At 53.7% G+C, this 21,180-nt stretch carries 17 protein-coding genes; 12 read left to right on the forward strand and 5 right to left on the reverse strand.

Annotated features, from left to right (window positions below; all coding sequences use genetic code 11):
* Positions 1-92 precede the first annotated feature (92 nt).
* From AAZT04_RS11615 to AAZT04_RS11660, 10 genes are all read left to right on the forward strand, one after another.
* Entirely contained in the window at positions 93-1,358 is a 1,266-nt protein-coding gene (locus AAZT04_RS11615) for an ABC transporter substrate-binding protein (protein ID WP_262258953.1), read from the forward strand.
* 33 nt (positions 1,359-1,391) lie between these two features.
* Positions 1,392-2,387 (forward strand): carbohydrate ABC transporter permease, encoded by a 996-nt coding sequence (locus AAZT04_RS11620; RefSeq protein WP_128865230.1) that lies wholly within the window; start codon positions 1,392-1,394, stop codon positions 2,385-2,387.
* Positions 2,384-3,229 carry a carbohydrate ABC transporter permease gene (locus tag AAZT04_RS11625; RefSeq protein ID WP_261135380.1) on the forward strand — a complete coding sequence of 282 codons (846 nt, stop codon included), beginning with the start codon at positions 2,384-2,386 and terminating at the stop codon, positions 3,227-3,229. Before AAZT04_RS11620 ends, AAZT04_RS11625 begins: the two co-directional genes overlap by 4 nt.
* Before the next feature lie 32 nt (positions 3,230-3,261).
* The gene (locus AAZT04_RS11630; RefSeq protein WP_434680128.1) at positions 3,262-4,623 is read left to right on the forward strand and encodes an alpha-glucosidase; all 1,362 of its coding nucleotides are present in this window, start codon (positions 3,262-3,264) and stop codon (positions 4,621-4,623) included.
* A 65-nt stretch (positions 4,624-4,688) separates the two neighbouring features.
* Complete coding sequence (locus tag AAZT04_RS11635; RefSeq protein ID WP_129982813.1) at positions 4,689-5,804, forward strand: ABC transporter ATP-binding protein; 1,116 nt, start codon at positions 4,689-4,691, stop codon at positions 5,802-5,804.
* A 20-nt stretch (positions 5,805-5,824) separates the two neighbouring features.
* Positions 5,825-7,519 (forward strand): glycoside hydrolase family 13 protein, encoded by a 1,695-nt coding sequence (locus tag AAZT04_RS11640; protein ID WP_434680131.1) that lies wholly within the window; start codon positions 5,825-5,827, stop codon positions 7,517-7,519.
* Between the two features lie 310 nt (positions 7,520-7,829).
* Positions 7,830-9,272, forward strand: a complete 1,443-nt coding sequence (locus AAZT04_RS11645; RefSeq protein ID WP_048758821.1) for a sensor domain-containing diguanylate cyclase — start codon at positions 7,830-7,832, stop codon at positions 9,270-9,272.
* Between the two features lie 112 nt (positions 9,273-9,384).
* Positions 9,385-9,738: a DUF1428 domain-containing protein gene (locus AAZT04_RS11650; RefSeq protein ID WP_046373486.1), complete on the forward strand. Its 354-nt coding sequence runs from the start codon at positions 9,385-9,387 to the stop codon at positions 9,736-9,738.
* 14 nt (positions 9,739-9,752) lie between these two features.
* Positions 9,753-10,223 (forward strand): VOC family protein, encoded by a 471-nt coding sequence (locus AAZT04_RS11655; RefSeq protein ID WP_048758826.1) that lies wholly within the window; start codon positions 9,753-9,755, stop codon positions 10,221-10,223.
* Between the two features lie 210 nt (positions 10,224-10,433).
* Entirely contained in the window at positions 10,434-11,771 is a 1,338-nt protein-coding gene (locus tag AAZT04_RS11660) for a D-serine ammonia-lyase (protein ID WP_434680134.1), read from the forward strand.
* A gap of 197 nt (positions 11,772-11,968) precedes the next feature.
* Here the strand turns inward: AAZT04_RS11660 and AAZT04_RS11665 are convergent, their stop codons facing one another.
* Positions 11,969-12,610: a TetR family transcriptional regulator gene (locus tag AAZT04_RS11665; protein WP_020826978.1), complete on the reverse strand. Its 642-nt coding sequence runs from the start codon at positions 12,608-12,610 to the stop codon at positions 11,969-11,971.
* Between the two features lie 1,310 nt (positions 12,611-13,920).
* Here AAZT04_RS11665 and AAZT04_RS11670 point away from each other — a divergent pair.
* Together AAZT04_RS11670 and AAZT04_RS11675 are read left to right on the forward strand one after the other, a co-directional pair.
* Positions 13,921-15,246 carry a lysine N(6)-hydroxylase/L-ornithine N(5)-oxygenase family protein gene (locus AAZT04_RS11670; RefSeq protein ID WP_046373488.1) on the forward strand — a complete coding sequence of 442 codons (1,326 nt, stop codon included), beginning with the start codon at positions 13,921-13,923 and terminating at the stop codon, positions 15,244-15,246.
* Between the two features lie 29 nt (positions 15,247-15,275).
* Positions 15,276-16,154 carry an ATP-grasp fold amidoligase family protein gene (locus AAZT04_RS11675; RefSeq protein WP_020826976.1) on the forward strand — a complete coding sequence of 293 codons (879 nt, stop codon included), beginning with the start codon at positions 15,276-15,278 and terminating at the stop codon, positions 16,152-16,154.
* A gap of 152 nt (positions 16,155-16,306) precedes the next feature.
* Here the strand turns inward: AAZT04_RS11675 and AAZT04_RS11680 are convergent, their stop codons facing one another.
* The 4 genes from AAZT04_RS11680 to AAZT04_RS11695 all read right to left on the reverse strand — a co-directional run bounded on the left by AAZT04_RS11680 (position 16,307) and on the right by AAZT04_RS11695 (position 20,983).
* Positions 16,307-17,119, reverse strand: a complete 813-nt coding sequence (locus tag AAZT04_RS11680; protein WP_041414571.1) for an SDR family oxidoreductase — start codon at positions 17,117-17,119, stop codon at positions 16,307-16,309.
* Positions 17,116-18,030 (reverse strand): myo-inosose-2 dehydratase, encoded by a 915-nt coding sequence (gene iolE / locus AAZT04_RS11685; protein ID WP_129982816.1) that lies wholly within the window; start codon positions 18,028-18,030, stop codon positions 17,116-17,118. The genes AAZT04_RS11680 and iolE overlap by 4 nt, the downstream gene beginning before the upstream one ends.
* A gap of 14 nt (positions 18,031-18,044) precedes the next feature.
* Positions 18,045-19,889, reverse strand: coding sequence for a 3D-(3,5/4)-trihydroxycyclohexane-1,2-dione acylhydrolase (decyclizing) (gene iolD, locus AAZT04_RS11690; protein ID WP_129982817.1), 1,845 nt, complete (start codon positions 19,887-19,889; stop codon positions 18,045-18,047).
* 152 nt (positions 19,890-20,041) lie between these two features.
* Positions 20,042-20,983: a MurR/RpiR family transcriptional regulator gene (locus AAZT04_RS11695; RefSeq protein WP_142815170.1), complete on the reverse strand. Its 942-nt coding sequence runs from the start codon at positions 20,981-20,983 to the stop codon at positions 20,042-20,044.
* Positions 20,984-21,180: the final 197 nt, after the last annotated feature.

Below are 21,180 nucleotides of genomic sequence, written 5' to 3' on the forward strand. Positions count from 1 at the left end.
ATCGTAGCGGTGAAAAACGATTTCCGCCAATGACCTGCCTTCGATAGCTTGCTCCTATGCCGGTATTCCCAGCCGCCACCAGAGAGGATGCAATGAGAAGATTGATACCGAGTATGGTTGCCGCCGCACTGGCGTTGGTGTCCGGGCAAGTTTTGGCCGACACGTTGCGTATGCAATGCGCGCCAAGCAAAGAAGGGCGCCAATACTGCAACGAGATCAAACAGCGCTTTGAGGCTCAGACTGGCCATACCCTGGAATTTATCGACCTGCCTCCTGCCTCCGATGAAAAGCTGTCGCTGTTCCAGCAACTGTTTGCCGCCAAAGACGCCAGCGCCATCGATCTGTTTCAGGCCGACACCGTATGGATCGGCGTATTGAACAAACACCTGCTGGATCTGACCGACAGCGTGAGCGACATCAAACAGGATTTCTTCCCCGCCGCCTGGCAAAACAACGTGGTTAATGGCCGCGTTAAAGCGGTGCCGGCCTATCTGGACAGCGGTGCGCTCTACTACCGCAAGGATCTGCTGGAGAAATACGGTGAACAACCGCCGGAGACCTGGGCCGACCTGACCCGCGTCGCAACCCACATTCAGCAAGCTGAGCGTGCCGCCGGCCACAAAAACTTTTGGGGGCTGGTGTTTCAGGGAAAATCTTATGAGGGGCTGACCTGCAACGCCCTGGAGTGGGTAGCGTCGCAAAACGGCGGCAGTTTTATTGATGCTCAGGGCAATATCACCATTAACAACCCGCAGGCGGCGCAAGCGCTGAATATGGCCGCCGGTTGGATTGGCAAAATCACGCCGAAAGGCACGCTTGGCTACATGGAAGAAGAGTCGCGGGCGGTATTCCAAAACGGCGATGCGCTGTTTATGCGCAATTGGCCCTACGCCTACGTGCTAGCGCAGGACAGTAGCAGCGCGATCCGCGGCAAAGTGGGGGTGATGCCGTTGCCGAAAGGGGCTGACGGCCATTCGGTCAGCGCGTTGGGCGGTTGGCAGTGGGCAATCAACGGCTATACCAAACACCCCGAGGCGGCCATCGCGCTGCTGAAAATCGTCAGCGATGCCGAATCGCAAAAAAGGGCGCTGGCGTTATTGGGTCAGGCTCCTTCGCGCACCGCGCTGTACGACGATCCGCAAGTATTGGTGCAGGCCCCTTATTTGGCAGACTTCAAGGGCATATTCGCGCAGGCCATGCCGCGCCCGGCCACTCAAACCAAACGGCAATACGCGCAGGTTTCCCGAGCCATCTACAACGCCACCTTTAACGTATTGCGCGGTGACAGTGACGGTGTCACCGCCGTGGCGGATTTACAGCAGCGACTGGAACGGATCAAAGCCAGAGGATGGCGCTGAATCATCTCCCCATTAACCGCCGGAGTCTGATGCATGAAACGCGATACGCACGCTTTATCCCTGACGGCTACCCCTGATGAGTCAGCCCAGGTGCTGCCGGCCAGGCGCAGCAAGCTTAATCACCAGCAGCGGCGCAGCCGCATCGCCTGGTTACTGGTGGCGCCGGCGATGTTGCTGCTGGCGGTGGTAGCCGGCTGGCCGCTGCTGCGCACCCTGTTTTACAGCTTTACCGACGCCATGCTGGACGCGCCGGACGATTATCGGTTTGTCGGCTTCGCCAACTATCTGGATCTGACCGAGGGCGGCCACCACTACGGGGTGTTGGCGGATCCGCTTTGGTGGCTGGCGGTAGGCAACACGCTGCGCTTCAGTTTGCTGTCGGTATCGCTGGAACTGGTGTTCGGCATGCTGCTGGCGCTGCTGATGAATCAAAAATTCCGCGGCCAGGGGCTGGTGCGCACCGCAATTTTGGTGCCCTGGGCCATTCCGACCATCGTGTCCGCCAAAATGTGGGGCTGGATGTTCCACGATCAGTACGGCGTGGTGAACGACCTGCTGCTTAAAACCGGCATTATCGCCACGCCCTTGGCCTGGGTAGCGGAGCCGGGTCTGTCAATGTGGGCGGTGGTGATTGCCGACGTGTGGAAGACCACGCCGTTTATGGCCTTGATGTTGCTGGCGGCGCTGCAACTGATCCCCAGCGATCTGTATGAGGCCGCCCGCGTCGACGGTGCCAATGCCTGGCAGCGGTTCCGCCGCATCACCTTGCCGTTGATTATGCCGGCAATGATCGTCGCGCTGATTTTCCGGGTGATGGATGCGCTACGGGTATTTGATCTGATTTACGTGCTGACTTCCAACAGCGAAGCCACGGTATCGGTGTCCGGTTACGCCCGGGATCGCATGGTCAGCTATCAGGAAATGGGCTCCGGCTCGGCCGCATCGGTACTGGTCTTTATGATGGTGGCGGGGATCGCCGCTTGCTTCCTTACGCTGGGCCGCCTGAACGACAAGGAGAAACAAGCATGAAACTGAGCCGCCAACAGCAGAAATACGGCCATAAAACGCTGATCTTCGCCGCGGCCGCCTTGGCCAGTGTGATCTGCCTGTTTCCGTTCTACTACGCGCTGATCACCTCGTTGCGTTCCGGGCAGGATCTGTTCCAGGTTGCTTATCTGCCGGGCAATCTGCACTGGGGCAATTATCTGACCGCATTGATGGAAAATGGCATTGCTCGCAGCCTGCTGAACTCCATTCTCGTGGCGACGCTGACGGTAGGCATTTGCCTGCTGGTGTCGATCACCGCCGCTTTTGCTCTGGCGCGTATCCGTTTTCGCGGCCGTAAGTATCTGCTGTTCACCATTCTTTGCGTCTCGATGTTCCCGCAGGTGGCGGTGTTGTCCGGCATGTTTGAGTTGGTGCGTTTTATGGGGCTGTACGACTCCCTGGGCGCTCTGGTGCTGTCCTATACCACCTTCTCGCTGCCGTTTACCGTCTGGGTGCTGACCACCTTTATGAAGGCGATCCCGGCGGAGCTGGAAGAGGCGGCGATCGTCGACGGTGCCGGCACCTGGACCATCATCACCCGCATCTTCGCGCCAATTATGGGGCCCTCACTGGTGACCACCGGGCTGCTGGCCTTTATCGGCGCCTGGAATGAATTCATGTTCGCCCTGACGTTTGTCATTTCCAGCGGCAAGCGCACCGTGCCGGTCGCCATCGGCATGCTGCAGGGCGCCTCTCAGTTCGAACTTCCCTGGGGCACCATCATGGCGGCCTCGGTCATTGTCACACTGCCGATCATCGCACTGGTCCTGATATTCCAGCGTCGCATCGTCAGCGGATTAACCAACGGCGCAGTAAAAGGCTGATTTTCGATTAACCCTGAAGCAGGAGAAAAGTAATGGCTACAAAAATCGTTTTAGTGGGTGCGGGCAGTGCGCAATTCGGCTATGGCACGCTGGGGGATATCTTCCAAAGCAAAACGTTGTACGGCAGCGAGATTGTGCTGCACGACATCAATCCGTCTGCACTGGCAGTGACCGAGAAAACCGCCCGGGACTTTCTGGCTGCTGAAGATCTGCCGTTTACCGTCAGCGCCACTACCGATCGTAAAACTGCGCTGAAAGGGGCGGAGTTCGTGATTATCTCCATCGAAGTGGGTGACCGTTTCGCACTGTGGGATCTCGACTGGCAGATCCCGCAGCAATACGGCATCCAGCAGGTATACGGAGAAAACGGTGGGCCTGGCGGGCTGTTCCACTCGCTGCGGATTATTCCGCCGATCCTCGACATTTGTGCCGACGTTGCCGACATCTGTCCAAACGCCTGGATATTTAACTATTCCAACCCGATGAGCCGCATTTGCACCACCGTGCATCGTCGCTTTCCGCAGCTCAATTTTGTCGGCATGTGTCATGAAATCGCCTCACTTGAGCGCTATTTACCGGAAATGCTCGGCACGTCGTTCGAGAATCTAAACCTGCGCGCCGCCGGGCTTAACCACTTCAGCGTGTTGTTGGAGGCCAGTTACAAAGACAGCGGCAAGGATGCCTATGGCGACGTGCGCGCCAAGGCACCGGACTATTTCTCCCGCCTGCCGGGCTACAGCGATATCCTGGCGTATACCCGCACCCACGGTAAACTGGTGCAGACCGAAGGCAGCACTGAGCGTGATGCGTTGGGCGGCAAAGACAGCGCTTATCCCTGGGCTGACCGTACCCTGTTCAAGGAGATTCTGGAGAAATTCCACCACCTGCCAATCACCGGCGACAGCCACTTTGGCGAGTATATCCGCTGGGCCAGCGAGGTCAGCGATCATCGCGGCATTCTCGATTTTTACACCTTCTATCGCAATTACCTTGGGCACGCGCAGCCGAAAATCGAATTGAAGCTGAAAGAGCGTGTGGTACCGATCATGGAAGGGATCCTGACCGATTCCGGCTATGAGGAGTCGGCGGTCAATATACCGAACCTGGGCTTTATCAAACAGCTGCCGGACTTTATTGCGGTGGAGGTGCCGGCGATTATCGATCGCAAAGGCGTGCACGGCATTAAAGTGGATATGCCGGCCGGTATCGGCGGGCTGCTCAGCAACCAGATCGCCATTCACGATTTAACCGCCGATGCGGTGATTGAAGGCTCGCGCGATCTGGTGATCCAGGCGCTGCTGGTGGATTCGGTCAACGACAAATGCCGTGCGATCCCTGAGCTGGTCGACGTGATGATCTCACGCCAGAGTCCGTGGCTTGATTATCTGAAATAAGCCGGATAGCGGGGCGCATATTAGCGCCCCGCAGACTGCCAACTGGGGTGAGAACGGGGGGGAATATGGCGCAACTTACGCTTGAAAAACTGCAAAAACGCTATGGCGCTAACGCAGAGGTGATTAAATCGCTGGATCTGCACATCAACAGTGGGGAATTTGTGGTGATCGTCGGACCTTCCGGCTGCGGTAAATCAACCCTGTTGCGGATGATCGCCGGGCTGGAGGAGATCAGCAGCGGCGGCATGTATATCGATGGCAACTACGTTAACGACGATACCCCGGCTGAACGCGGTATTGGCATGGTGTTCCAGTCTTACGCGCTCTATCCGCATATGAGCGTCTATAAAAACATGGCGTTTGCGCTGGAGCTGGCGGGCCATTCCGCGGCTGAAATCGACAGCCGGGTGCGCGAGAGCGCACGCATTTTGCAGCTCGAGCCGCTATTGGAACGCCGCCCGAAGGATCTTTCGGGCGGGCAGCGGCAACGGGTGGCGATTGGTCGGGCCATCGTGCGCGAGCCTAAGCTGTTTTTATTCGACGAACCGCTGTCCAACCTCGATGCGTCACTGCGGGTGCAAATGCGTATGGAAGTGGCGTCGCTGCATAAGCGGCTGGGGTCGACCATCATTTATGTTACCCACGATCAGGTTGAAGCCATGACCTTGGCGGATCGCATCGTGGTGCTGAACCAAGGCAATGTCGAGCAGGTCGGCACGCCGCTGGAACTCTATGACCAACCGGCCAATGAATTTGTCGCGCAGTTTATCGGTTCACCGAAGATGAACCTGATCCCGGCGATACTCCGGCGTGCCGGTGAGCAGCAAAGCGTGGTCGAGCTGGACAACGGCAAGGCGCTGATACTGCCGATCGCCACGCCTCCCGAGGCGGAAGGCCAGAGCGTCAACGTCGGTATCCGCCCGGAGCATATTCGGGGGGGCGAACGCGCTGAGTGCGAGTTTCAGGGCGAGGTGATGTTTGTCGAACACATGGGGAATGAAACCTACCTCTATCTGGACAACGGCAACGCCGGTGAACCCTGGGTGCTGCGCAATCCCGAGCGCTCCAGCATCCAGGCCGGCGATACCGTCGGCGTGCGGCTGCCGGTAGAGTGTTGTTATCTGTTTGACCGTCAAGGTCGGGCGTTTCAGCGCATTTTGACCTCGGCGCAGGCGCATTAATTTATTAAGGAAGCACAGCCATGAGCGGTGGGCAGACACTACAGTGGTGGAAGCAGGCGGTGGTGTATCAAATCTACCCGCGCAGCTTTATGGACTCCAACGGTGACGGTATAGGTGACCTGAATGGTATTACTGCCAAATTGGATTACTTGCAGTGGCTGGGTATCGACGTGATTTGGATCTGTCCGATGTACCGCTCGCCGAACGACGACAATGGCTACGATATCAGTGATTATCAGGCCATAATGACCGAATTTGGCACCATGGACGACTTTGACCGCCTGCTGGCCGAAGTACACGCCCGGGGAATGCGGCTGATACTCGATCTGGTGGTTAACCACACGTCTGACGAACATCCGTGGTTTATTGAGTCCCGATCATCGCAAGCCAGCGCCAAACGCGATTGGTATATCTGGCGTGACGGTAAAAATGGCGCGGAACCCAACAACTGGGAGAGTATTTTCAACGGCTCGGCCTGGAAATATGACCCCGGCAGCGAGCAATACTTCCTTCATCTGTTTTCGGAGCGTCAACCGGACCTGAACTGGGAAAACCCGCAGGTGCGTGCGGCGCTGTACGACATGATGCGCTGGTGGCTGGATAAGGGCATTGACGGTTTCCGCATCGACGCCATCTGCCATATGAAAAAGCAGCCGGGGCTGACCGACATGCCCAATCCGCTTGGGTTGCGTTACGTGCCGTCTTTCGAGCGGCATCTGAACTATGAGGGCCTGCTGGAGTATGTCGATGACCTGTGCGAACAGGTGTTTAATCGCTATGACATCATGACGGTGGGCGAAATGAATGGGGCTTCGGCGGAGCAGGGTGAAGACTGGGTAGGCGAGCAGCACGGCCGCTTGAACATGATTTTCCAGTTCGAGCACGTCAAGCTGTGGGAAAACAACCACCAGCAGTCGCCGCAAGCCGGAGCAGACGTGCTGGGCCTGAAAGACATCTTTACCCGCTGGCAGACGCTGCTGGAGGGCAAGGGGTGGAATGCTCTGTATGTTGAAAACCACGATATCCCACGCGTGGTGTCGAAATGGGGCGACGATAAGCAGTATTGGCGCGAAAGCGCCACTGCCATCGCCGCGATGTATTTCCTGATGCAGGGAACACCGTTTATCTACCAGGGGCAGGAGCTGGGGATGACCAATACCCGCTTCGATAGCCTGGCCGATTTTAACGATATTGCCGCCAGAAACCGTTTTGCCAAGCTGCGCGAGCAGGGCATGGACGAGGCGCAGATCCTGGCGTTTCTCGGCCGCAGCGGACGCGATAATTCGCGCACGCCAATGCAGTGGGACGACAGCGCCAACGCCGGTTTCAGCTCAGCCGCGTCCTGGTTTGCGGTCAATGCCAACTATCCACAGATCAACGTGGCGCGTCAGCGCGAAGAAGCCGATTCAGTACTGAATTTCTATCGGGCGCTAATCCGTCTGCGCAAGCAGGATCCAGTGTGGATCGAAGGTCGCTATCAGTTACAACTGGCGGAACATCCGCATATTTACGCTTATAGCCGCACCCTGGGTACACAGCAGAGGTTGGTGCTTTGTAATTTGAGTGGTGAACCACAGCAGGTCAACCCGCAGGCCATGCCAGGCGGTCCGTGGCAGTGGCTACTGGGCAATTATCAGGACAATGGCGAGTGGTTAACGCTGCGTCCTTATGAAGCCAGGATCTATCAGCAGGCAGAAGCAACGGAAGGTATTTAATCCTGATTGACCTTCCCGGAGCCGGTTGGCGGCATCCGGGGAGATATCCCTCAGAAACGCCCGTCATTGGTCGTAGCGTTGCCAGCCCTCCGCATTTGAATCCACTCTCCTCTCCAGATCACCGCGTGACAGCTTGAAACATAATAATATTTTTAAATTTTCAATTAGCTGATGCCAGTCCGGTGAAAACTGGCAATAATATCTGTCTGACAGCACATTTTGCGTGCAACGTCAGGCATGCTGGCCAGTGGGTTGGACGCCGTCATGCAGACAGGATTTTTCGTATTTTTTGCAAGCTTCTGGAAGCAAGATGCACACCACTGAGTTACCTGGTGCCACAAAATTACAGCACGCATTAATCGTATTCCTGCTGGTGTTCGGCCTGTGCCTGTTTGGCATTGTGAGCCGGCCCACCGGGCTGCTGTCCTCGTTTTGGCCGGCCAATGCGGTGCTGCTGGCGCTGCTGGTGCGTTATCCGGCGCTAGCCAGCCCCTGGGGTTGGCTGATGGCGATTCTGGGCTATATGGCGGCGGATCTGATCACCGGCAGCACGGTCGTGAAAGCCGCATTGCTCAATGGCGCTAACATTACCGGTGTCGCGGTCGGGTTTTTCCTGTTTATGCGTTTGTCGCCGCAGGTCAGAACGCTGGAACGCACCTCGTCCAGCATTTTTCTGTTCGCCATCTGCCTGACGAGCGCGACCGCCACGGGGTTAGTCGGTGCCGGGGCTTCGGTGCTGCTTTTCGACCGCCAATTCCTGCCCGCCATGGCGCTGTGGCTATCTTCGGAGTTTACCCATTACATTACCCTGATGCCGTTTATCCTGACTTTCCCCACCGACTGGAAAGGCTACCTGCATAGCCTTAACCAGGCGGTGTTCCGCCGCAGCCAGTGGTACAGCATCTGTAGAAAAATGGCGGTGTTAATCCTGCTGCTGGTGGCGTGCATTTGCAGCGTCCTGATCGGCGGCCCCGGTGCGGTGATTTTCCCGATGCCGATCCTGTTGTGGCTGGCAATGACCTTCTCCTTGTTCAGCACCATGATCGCGGTGCTGGCCTATGTATTGTGGTGCCATTTCGCCATCGACATGGGGCTGATTGCGACCAATCTCGACATGAAGCTGTTGCAGAATACGGTGTCGATGCGGCTTGGCGTGGCTTTGTTGGCGTTGGGCCCGATCGCCGTTGCCAGCATGAACTATGCCCGCAATGCATTGTTGCGCAGGCTGGAACATGTGGCGAATCACGATGCATTGACCCACGTATTAACCCGCAGCGCGTTTATGCAGCGCGGTACCAAGCTGGTCAGCCAGAAAGGGGAACACGTCTGCATCATGATGCTGGATATCGACTATTTTAAGTCGATCAACGATCGTTTTGGCCACGCCGGCGGTGACGCGGCGCTGCTGTCCTTCACGCGGGCCATTACCGCTGATCTGCGCGATCAGGATCTGTTTGGTCGCATGGGTGGGGAAGAGTTTGCCATTGTTGCGCCGATAGCCCAGCAGCAGGACGCACTGTCACTGGCCGAGCGGCTGCGCCGTCGTGTGGAAATCGAATCCATCACCATGCCCGCCGGAACCTCGTTGCAAATTACCGTCAGTATCGGCATGGTCACCTGCATTGGTGGGTCAGGCCAAAACCTGGACAACCTGCTGAAAATCGCCGATCTGGCAGTCTACAAAGCTAAAAACAGCGGCCGCAATCGGGTCGCCACGCCAGAATTACTCTCCCGCGCTTATACCGACCTCTGAAGCCACCAGCAGCCTGAATGGTTGACCCCACTAATGGGGTCTAAAATGGTAGAGGGCACCGGCAACTCCGCCGGCGCCACCCCGACTGTCGAATCGACAAGAGGAATCTCCTATGAAATATGTTGATGGCTTTGTAGTGGCGGTGCCGGCCGCCAATAAGGAGGCGTATCTAAAACTGGCTGCTGCGGCAGCTCCTCTGTTTAAGGAATTCGGTGCCACACGCGTTGTTGAGTGTTGGGGCAATGATGTCCCCGACGGCAAACTTACCGATTTTCGCGGTGCGGTGAAGGCCGAAGCCGATGAAGTGGTGGTGTTCAGCTGGATTGAGTACCCCTCCAAGGCGGTGCGTGACGATGCCAACCAGAAGATGATGGCCGATCCGCGCATGAAAGCCTTGGGTGACCAAATGCCCTTTGACGGCAAACGCATGATTTTCGGCGGTTTCGAACCGATCCTGGATCAGTAGCGGAGGGGGATATCGTGAAAATCACCCAACACTTATGGTTTGAAAAAGATATGGATGCCGCGCTGCGGTGCTACATAGATTTAATCCCCGGCTCCTCCCTGACCTGGCATTCTACCTTGCCCGCAGATACCCCCAGCGGCCCGGCTGGCAGCGTAAAACTGGCGACTTTTGTTCTCGGCGACCAGCGCTATGCGGCGATTGAAGCCGGGCCCCTGGATCCGTTCAATCACAGCTTTTCCATCATGGTCGAGTGTGCGGATCAGGCGGAAGTGGATCGGCTGTGGGAAGCCCTGAGCGACGGTGGCAGCGTTGAACAGTGCGGTTGGCTGCGCGACCGCTGGGGATTGAGCTGGCAGATTGTGCCCAAACGGCTGACGGAGCTGATGGCTGACCCCGATAGTCTGAAGGTGAAAAGGGTCACCGAAGCGATGCTACGGATGGTCAAGCTGGATATCGCCGGGCTGGAAGCGGCGGCTCGTGAGTAATATGGCCTTGGCAAATGCCCCGCAGAAGGTACGCCTGCGGGGCGCTTTAGATGATTGCTTGTCATTCAAAACCTACCAAAAGTTTATAAATTGACGTAAATCACCTTATTGCATCAATACTGCTCATCTAAGGTTGATTTTTTATCATTTGTCAGCTCAGGCGAATCGCTGCACTCTAGGGCTAACCTTTTTGCAGCGCAGAGAAAAACAATGGAAAAGACACAGATTCAGCAATTAGTGACGCAATTCCCGCTGGTGCAGGAGCTGATCGACCTTAAGCCGGTGACCTGGTTCAACCCGCAAGCGACGACTTTGCAGGTCGGGCTGCCCCACGTCGGGCTGGGCGCTGAAGACGTAGCTGAGGCAGAACAGCGGCTGGCGCGTTTTGCGCCTTACCTGAGCGTAGCCTTCCCCGAAACTCAAGCCACTAAAGGGGTAATCGAGTCTGAGGTTGTCGCTCTGCCTGCGATGCAAACGGCATTGAATCAACGCTATGGCCTGACGCTGGGCGGGCGGTTACTGCTTAAAAAAGACAGCCATCTGCCGATCTCCGGTTCGATCAAGGCTCGCGGCGGTATTTACGAGGTGCTGGCGCATGCGGAAAAGCTGGCTGTGGAAGCCGGGCTGCTGCAGTTGACGGATGACTACGCCAAGCTGTTTTCGCCGGAGTTCCGCGAGTTTTTCGGCGGCTATCGCATTGCCGTAGGGTCGACTGGCAACCTTGGCATGTCAATCGGCATTATCAGCGCTCGCCTCGGCTTTAGCGTCAGCGTGCACATGTCGGCGGATGCCCGCGAATGGAAAAAGCAAAAACTGCGCGATAACGGCGTCAACGTGGTGGAATATGAACAAGATTATGGGGTCGCCGTTGAACAGGGTCGTTTGCAGGCGGCGAGCGATCCACGCTGCTTCTTCATCGATGACGAAAATTCGCAAACGCTGTTCCTGGGCTATGCCGTGGCCGGTGGGCGGCTGAAGCGCCAGTTTGCCGAGAGCGGCATTCGGGTCGATGCTCAGCATCCTTTGTTTGTTTATCTGCCCTGTGGCGTCGGCGGCGGTCCTGGCGGAGTGGCATTTGGCTTGAAACTGGCCTTCGGGGACCACGTACGCTGTATCTTTGCCGAGCCGACACATTCGCCATGCATGCTGCTTGGTGTGCATACCGGGCTACACGACGGTATCTCGGTCCAGGATCTGGGTATCGACAACCAGACTGCCGCGGATGGATTGGCGGTGGGGCGCGCCTCCGGTTTTGTCGGCCGTGCGATGGAACGTCTGCTTGCGGGGTTCTATACCCTGAGCGATGCTGAGATGTTTGCTTTGCTGGGGTTGTTGGATCGACATGAACATATTCAGCTTGAGCCTTCGGCATTAGCCGGCATGCCGGGGCCATGGCGCGTAGCGGCCGATGCGGAGTGGTTGGCGAGCCAGGGGTTGAATGAGGAGCAGATGAATCATGCTACCCACCTGGTGTGGGCAACCGGTGGCGGCATGGTGCCGGAAGCGGAGATGGCGAAATATTTGGCTCAAGCGTCACAAGCGCTTTAAACGGGCAGTAGCAAAACCAGAGTAATGCGCTGCAGGGCGTCGTCACGCGTATCCGGGTAAATGGCTCAATATGGCCAGCGAGGCCATAACTTTAGGCCCCCTGGCAAAGGTCACCACGGGGGCGGACAGTAAAACATCAGGCGTGGTAAACGCTTCTCAGCCAGGTTTTGGTCATCACAGCTTTCTCAGGTTGTTAGTTAAAGCGCCACATAGCGCAGCGTTGCCACGACGGCCAACCGACGGTTGCGGATCACCTGATCTTCCGGCGGTTCCTGACTTTCAAACAATGTATTAAAGGTGTACCTGTTGGCAACATAGTGGAAGCACAAACTGCTGATCAAGCGATGCACGTCCGTGGCGCAGGCGTCCGGAGTGAATTGCTGCCCTTGTTTACCGCGTTGTAAAATATCCTCCAGCAAGGTCAGGGCGCTTTGATTCAGCGCCTTGATGCGTGACGACTGACGGATGTATTGGCCGCGCATCATGTTTTCCATACAGATCACACGTATGAAGTCGGGGTGTTCCGCATGGTAGTTAAAGCTTTCTTCTACCAGTCGGGTCATGGCCTCTACTGGGGGCAAAGCATGCAAATCCAAGCCCGACTCATGAGCGCGAATATGCTGATAGACGTGTTCCAATACCTCTATGTAGAGCGATTCTTTATTCTTGAAATGATAAACCACCATGCGTTTGGTGGTGGCGGCATGCTCGGCAATGTTCTCCATGCGTCCACCCTTAAGACCGGCTTCGGCAAACTCACTTAATGCCGCAGCGAAAATACGTTGCTTCAGGCCAACGGGGTCATTTTTGCGTTTGGTTGCGGGTATCTCATCATTCATCAAAACATCAGTCACTTATAATTTGGAGGACACCGGTTAAGATTAACCGGGGTCAGCTGGTAATACAATCTGGCAGGTTATCGCTTTGTGAACATTGTCATCCTAAACGCCGATGCAGCATGCTCAGTAATAATAATGACACAAAGGCCGATACTGGGGCGTGAGCAATAATTATTCACTAGGGTTTTTGAATGCTTAAGCGGTAGTTCAAAAAATAGGGTGAAGGGAATAAACGTGCTGAGAAAGAATGCCATGAAATCGTGTTGATTTTTTTTCGTCTCTGCAGTTAATGGTGAGCGGATTGTTTCGAAAGCAGGGGCCTTTTACATAAAAATCCTAAGATAGCCTAAGAACATTAACTACCCATAACAGGATGATATTTGCTCAGATGTTTTTTTCCTTTTCCTCTGCCAATAGGTCCTGATTTCAATATTAACTTTCCTTGGCATTGATCAAGAAAGAAAAGATCCGAAAGAAAACAGCGTTGGTTTTAACGCGACTCAATGTTAAGAGCGTGCCCATTTATGCCAAAGTGCCTACGTAAGCGGAAAACGGGGCTGAGTCGTCATGGTTAAGCTCGCTATAATCGGTGAAATATCTGAATTTTCTGTAGATAGAAAAGCCTCCATTGCCAAAAGACTGTCTAAGGTTAGAACTAGAGTTGATTTGCAGGGAAAAGGTACGGGGTAAGGACAGTTATCAGGCTCAGAGCCGCTTGGCGGCGGGTTTCACTTGATAAACACGATCTCCAACCCTGGTTAAACCAAGATGAAATTTTATGATTTTTTACGATTTCACTTTTAATTTTACATTAACAACGTCGATTTTGGTTTTAATATTATTTTTTTTCACATGCCAGTCATCCGCTTTGAAGCTACTCTTGTTACGTAATGTCTAATTAAGGAAGATGTCATGTTTAATAGGCAAGTTAACATAGGGACATGTTATGGATTACTCTGTTAATTCAGTGGATGTTATTGTCTTGAAAATCTCTCTCAAAGCAATGTCATTTTATAACTCTGCAGAATATGGTTTTATTTTAACTGAAGAACGACTGTCCAAAAGAGATATGTTCGGGTTTTCATGAGAATAATAATGGCGGTTGATGCGGTTGTTTTAATCTTTTGATCTTAGAGCTATTCATTGTGAGATGTTAGAGCTCAATGGCAATAAGTCTGGCGTTATTACATAGATGTCACTGCTGCACGATTTATTTTAACGTCAATGCCGGGATCAAATTTCGTTACGTTATTTTACCAGACCAATATTATATTTCTGGAAAAAGATTTATTCACTCAGGAGCACACTCAATGAACCAGCGTTTGGACTTTATCGGTATTGGCATCGGTCCGTCCAACCTAAGTATTGCTGCGCTTGGTAGCGAGATCGAAGGGTTTAATTGCAAATTCCTCGAGCGCAAACCGCACTTTTCTTGGCATCCGGGCATGATCCTGGCAGATAGCAGTATGCAGACCCACTTTTTGAAGGATCTGGTGACGGCGGTTTCACCCACCAATCCTTACAGTTTTCTCAACTATCTGGTGAAGCGGAAAAAGTTCTACCGTTTTCTGACCAGCGAACAGCGTACCGCCTCTCGTGAAGAGTTTGCCGATTATCTCAACTGGGCTGCAACGGGGTTGGACTCACTGGTGTTCAACCAAGAGGTTCAGCGGGTGGAGTTTGATGACCGTCAGCGACAGTTTGTCGTTACCACTCAAAACGACGTATTTTACGCCAAACACCTTTGTGTAGGCATCGGCAAACAAATTAAGCTGCCAGACTGTGTGACTCAGCAAAATGATCAATGCTTCCACGCCAGCGAAATGATGTTACGCCAGCCTGACCTGGCCGGAAAACGTGTGGCGATCGTGGGTGGGGGGCAAAGCGGGGCCGATCTGTTCCTGAATATTTTTCAGGGGCAATGGGGCCAACCAGAACAGCTGAGTTGGATTTCCCGCCGCAATAACTACAACGCGCTTGATGAAGCGGCATTTGCCAACGAGTATTTTACGCCAGAATATGTCGAGAAATTCTGCACGCTAAACAACTCAGCCAAGCAACACATGTTGCACGAGCAAAAGATGACATCTGATGGCATCACCAGCGAGTCTCTGTTAGCTATCTATCGTGCCATGTATCACCGCTTCGATGTACTTCGCGAGAAACGATGGGTGAAACTGTTGCCCAGCCGTTCAGTGACCGCCCTTACAGCCAAAGATAATTTCTATCGGTTAGAGACGCAGCATCACCTTGATCAAGGCCACGAAATCGTTGATGCAGACGTGGTGATTTTTGCTACCGGTTACCAACAGGTGCGCCCGGCGTTTCTTGAATCTCTGGCTCATGGTCTATCAACTACCGCCGATGGGCAATACCGTATTGCCTCTGATTTCACCTTTGAGCGCGAAGGTGAAGTTGAGAACTGCTTGTTTGCCGTTAACGCCAGCATGCACCACCACGGTATTGCCGATCCTCAACTCAGTCTGATGGCCTGGCGTTCGGCCCGGATCCTCAATCGCGCATTAGGCCATGACCAATTTGATCTGAGCACGCCCCCAGCAATGATCCAATGGCGCAGTGAGCAGCAACAACCTATAGCTTCAGCTTCCTTTGGTGCCATTCAGTCACCGTTTTAATTTTGTCGTCAAATGATGAGACAGGGTGTATGAGAAGAAATATTAATAAATTTATCATGAATCAACTGGCGACATTTACGCCGACCTTCAAGACAAAATTTATCTACAAAAAGGCATTCGGGAAAAAATTGAATCTCAATCCACCGGTAACGTGGAACGAGAAAATAAATTATCTAAAACTTAACGATTACAGTAACAACGCGCTGGTTACGCAGTGTGCCGATAAATACGCAGTGCGAGAGTATTTGAAGGCGCAGGGATGTGAAGAAATTCTAAACGAGCTGTACTTCGCCTGCGACTCTGTACATGAGATCCCATGGGATACGTTACCCGAAAAGTTTGTGATCAAGGGTAACCATGGTTCTGGTTACAACCTGATTTGCCAGGACAAAAGTAAGTTGGACATTGGGCGAGCCTCTAAAATCATAGATAACTGGATGCGAGAGGACTACTGGAAAGTCTATGCAGAATTAAACTATAAAAAGATAAATAAAAAGATAATAGGTGAAAGGTATATAGAGTCTGCAGGTGGTCATGGTCCGGAAGACTATAAAATATACTGTTTCAATGGCGTACCTTACTGCACGTTACTCTGTGTCGGTAGGGATAAAGGCATGCCGAAATATTACTTTTTTGACAAAGACTTCAAGTTCCTGTGCTACAGCCAAGACTGCCTGGCCCTTAGCCCAGAAGAGATCGACGCTTTTGTTAAACCCGAGGGTTACGACGATCTTTTTGAATACGCGAGAAAATTGTCGGCGCCCTTCGAGTTTGTTCGTGTCGATTTCTATATCTCCAATGGCAAAGTCATCTTTGGTGAGTTGACCTTCACCCCCTCTGCAGGGATTGATACGGATATTCTCGAACCCACAGACATTTTGCTTGGGAAGATGCTTAATCTGAAGTAATACCCTGCATTAATAGAATGCAGCCTAAGGAAAATAAATGGCTTGGTGATTTTTTGGGCAAATGTTGTCGCCTTGGAAGTCGCTAATACAGTTTTGACCCGACACCCTGCGAGTAGTGCAGGGTGTCTTTTTATGTGCGCGGCAAGCAGGAATCAGAGCGGGGCGGAGGGAGAGGGCGTCTGATCGTAACCCCCCCAGACTGACTGATCGAAGTTAACGATAGAACCGGTCATCAGGCCGGATTCATCGCTGGCCAGGAAAGCGACGGTACGTGCCACTTCTTCTGGCTGAATCAAACGACCAAAAGGCTGCTCGGCGGCGGCTTTTTCCAGCCAGTTATCCTCGGCACCATGATATTGCTTCATTATGCGGTCTTCCCCTTCGGATGCCATCCACCCGATGTTCAGACCATTGACGCGGATCCGGTTGCGTAACAGGGCGTAGGCGGTGTTGCGTGTCAACGTAGCCAATGCGCCTTTCGACGAACAGTAGGCGGAGATAAAAGGCTGCCCGGCCAACGCTGACATGGAACAGATGTTAACAATGCTGCCCGCCGTATTTTCACGACGCATAATTTTTATCGACTCTTGCATCAGATAAAACGGCCCGCGAACATTGGTGGCAAACATCTTGTCGAACAGCTCGGGGGCCGTATCGATGATGGTGCCGCGATCGGTCATGCCCCCGGCGTTGACCAGAACATCGACGCGGCCAAATAATTCATCTGTTTTAGCGATAACCCGGCGACAGTCTTCCACGGAAGATAAATCGGCGCGTACAAAAATCACTGGGGTGTCAGTTTCTGCATTTAACCTCTCAGCGATTTCTGCGCCTTTTGCCTGGTTTCTTCCGCAAATAATCACCCCGGCGGCCCCTTGCTGGCTAAAATGGCGCGCGATTGCGGCCCCCAGCCCCTGCGTGCCACCGGTGATGACGGCCACTTTTCCGACTAACTGATCCATCATATATCTCCTTCTGTATAGCGATAGCCTGCCGCGCTGAGCGCTTTGCACAGGGTGTTATAGCCGAGACGGGCATACTCAAGGGGCGGCGCTTTGGCCGGATCCTGTTCGGCTTCAACCACAAACCACCCCTGATAACCTATAGCGGCAAGCTTATTAATGACGGCGGTGAAATCGATGGATCCATCACCCGGTACGGTATAAATCCCCTTCAATACGGCATCCAGAAAAGAGTCTTTATGGCGGTCGATACCGTTTAACACGTCCAAACGGACATCTTTGGTATGCACATGGATGATGCGATCGCCATGTTTTTCCAGCACCCTGACAGGGTCCACGCCGGCGAACACCAAATGTCCGGTATCAAATAACAGGCCAACGTCTTTACTGGTTGCCGCCATTAAGCGGTCAATATCCTGTTCATCTTCAATTGCCGTGCCCATATGATGATGGAAGGCGAGTGGCACGCCGAAATCCTTGCAGAAGGCGGCGAATCGAGACAGTTTGTCGCCGTACTCGCTGATTTCTGCGTCGGACAACCGACGTCGTTCAGCCAGGGGGACGTTCTGCCGGTTCTGGATGGTACCGGCAGTTTCTCCGTAAACCAGGCAGGCGGCACCGCAGTCGCGGAAAAGTTGCATTTGTGGCAGCGAGCGGCTGATTTCTTCGTTCAGGCTGTTATCAAGCAGCGTGCCCGAATACCATCCCGAGACCAGTTCAAGCTGGAAGTATTTCAGGGTAGGTTTGAGCTCCTCACTGGTTTTTGGGAATTTGCCGCCCGTTTCAACGCCCTGAAACCCCGCAAGGTGGCTTTCAAACAGGCAGGTTGCCAACGAGGTTTCGCCCCCTAGCTGAGGGAGATCGTCATTCGACCAAGCGATAGGCGCGATGCCAAGCTTTGCTTTAAGAACCATGTTCTGCCCCTTCTTTAAATGCCGATACGCTGATTTTTGCGTCCTTCGAGATGTTCGCGATGCGCCTGGTTAACGCTCTCGCGCTCGCTCACTTCCGGCACGCCGACATCCCACCATGCATCTCCGGGCGTCCAGTGGTGGGCGTCGGTGGCAATGGAAATTACCGTGGTACGATCGTTGCCTTTGGCCCATTTAAGGGCGTCTTCAAGCTGTTCGAGCGAGGTCACCTTGCGGGCATAAGCCCCCATCGACTCGGCATTGGCGACGAAATCCACCGGGAAAGGCTCTTTCACGCGGCAATCCTTCAGCAGGTTATTGAAGGAAGCACCGCCTTTGGCGTTCTGCAAACGGTTGATCACCGCATAACCGCCGTTGTCGCACACCAGTAAAATAAATTTATGACCGGACAGTACGCTCGAATAGATATCTGAGTTCATCATCATGTAGGTGCCGTCCCCAATCATGACGAAGACATCCTGTTTTTTGCCCGCCATGGCGGCTCCCCAGCCTGCAGAGAGCTCATAACCCATACAGGAAAAACCGAACTCGCAATCGAAGGTGCCGGGATCTTTGACACGCCAGCCTTTCACCAACTCGCCAGGCAGCCCGCCGGCGGCACTGATGATGTAATCTTCCGGCGCCGCCACTGCATTCACCACGCCGATCACCTGGGCGTAGCTGGGGACATCGGCGGTCACTCCAGGTTCTTGGGTTTTTGCAATCAGTGCGTTCCAGTCAGCAAAAGCCGCTCGTCCCTTAGCCAACCAGGCGGGCGCGGCCACCCATTCGCCCAGTGCATGGTTTAGCTCGATAATCCCTTCACGGGCATCGCACACCAGCGGAATAGCGCGGTGTTTATGCGCATCAAAGCGCGCAGCATTGAGTGAAATGAACTGTGCCTGTTGATCGAATACCGTCCATGAGCCGGTGACGAAATCCATCAACCGGGTTCCTATGGCGACCACGACATCGGCTCGGGAAGCCAACTCATTGGCTGAGGTGGAGCCAAGAATACCAATCGGCCCCATATGGATAGGGTGGTCATGCGTAAAAGCGCCTTTACCGGCAATGGTTTCCACGACGGGTATGCCATGGCGAACCGCGAAAGCCTCCAGTTCAGCTTCCGCCTGTGAGTAGCGCACGCCTCCACCAGAGATAATCAATGGGCGTTTGGCGTTCATCAGGCATTGTGCTGCGTGAGCAAGCTGAAGGCGATCGGGCCGTGGACGAGGCATCAGATGCAACTGCGGGGCGAAAAAGGCTTCCGGGTAATCCCAGGCCATTTCCTGCACGTCCTGACACATGCCGATAAAGGCCGGGCCGCAGTCGCCCGGATCTAGCATGGTGGCCACAGCCTGCGGTAGCGAGGACATGATTTGTTCTGGATAGGTGATGCGGTCCCAATAGCGGCTTACCGTTTTGAAAGCATCGTTGATGGTTTGTGTCGGATCGTTGAAATGCTCGATCTGTTGCATTACCGGATCCGGATGCCGCCGCGCAAAGCTGTCGCCGCAAATCATCAGCATGGGCAAACGACTGGTGTGCGCGACGCCGGCAGCGGTTAGCAGGTTGGCGGTACCCGGCCCGATCGACGCGGTAACCACCATGATCTGCCTGCGAACCATCGCCTTGGCAAAACCAATAGCCGCAAAACCCATCGATTGTTCATTTTGGCCGCGCCAGGTTGGCAAAATATCCTGTACTGCTTCCAGCGCTTCACCCAGACAGGTGACGTTGCCATGGCCAAAAATCCCATACACGCCGGGAAAAAGCGGGACGCGTTCACCCTCGATTTCCGTAAACTGGTTGCTCAGATAACGAACGACTGCCTGAGCCGCTGTACAACGAATCTTGGCCATATCTTCCCCCATTCGGATTGAACGCCTGAAAGCAGCATGATTATTTTTTTTTGCATTTTAAATTGCTGTTTATTTTAATTGGCAATAAAAATTGCAAATTCAAACGACAAGACTCCCATCCCGACAGGGCAGAAGTCTGTTTTAAACGTGATTCAACTGCGATGACGCTTGCGGTTCCCCTCACTGCGTTTTTCACGCTCGGTAATGGTTTCAATGCAGGGCTGGGCTTTTTCCGGCTGTAATGCCGCAGCCAATGCCATCGCAATGCTCTGCGCCAGACACACCGGCGCCGCCAGAGATCGCGAAAAACTGTATTCTTCTTCCGGTATGGTAAACAGCACTTTTGCACTTTTCGCCAGTGGTGAAAGCTGACTGTCAGTAATGGCCACAATAGGGATGCCACGCGCACCGGCATCATCCGCAATGGCGATCACTTCTTTCGCGTAATGGCGAAATGCTATGGCAATAAGCACATCATTTTCCCGCATATTGTTGGCCATTTGCGGTGCCAGTCCTCCGGCAGCATCCAGCAGTATCACGCGACGATTGAGCATGGTTAAAAGATACCGCATCAACGACGCGACAGGTTCCGAGCGCAGCTGGCCGGCAATATAGACAGTTTCAGCTTCCTTCAGCAGATGGGCGGTCTCATCGAGATCCTGTTCGGTGATGTTATTCAATAACTCCTGCAGCGTTGCGATATCACGAATGACCAGACTTTGCAGGAAACCCAAGCTGCCTTTTTCATCATTTTTTCGCAGATCATTTTCCAGTGCGGTGATCCGCTCGTTGTAACCGGGCGCTGCCGTAGCCAACCGTGTCTGGAAAACGCTCTGCATCTGTTTAAAACCGCTATAACCAAAAGCCTGGGCAAAACGCACCAACACCGATGGATGTAATCCGCATTTGGCCGCCACGGCGTTAATCGACTCCAGAGCAACCGTATTGGGGTTCTGGGTTATGTAGCGTGCCGCCTGCTGATAGCGCTCCGACAACTGCGGATAGCGTCGGGTGATTTCGTTGACGACCTGCTCGTAATTGTCATGAGGTAGCGGTTTAAGCGCGGCCAGAGTTGGGTCTGTTTTTTTCACCATCAGAATTTCCTTTCCAGGCATTAGCCAGTCATTTTCCAGCACGCTACAGCAATAAAAATTGCAAGTAAAACTCACATGCAATTATTTCTATCTCATTTGCCTTGGGCTGGGAAAATTTCTTCGTGAGATTTGTGATTCATCTCTAAAATATTTATTTCAATTACGGGTGTGCATTGAAATTTTCAAACCAAAATAAT

The organism is Serratia sp. Je.1.23.a, assembly GCF_051129805.1.
GTDB lineage: Bacteria > Pseudomonadota > Gammaproteobacteria > Enterobacterales > Enterobacteriaceae > Serratia > Serratia liquefaciens.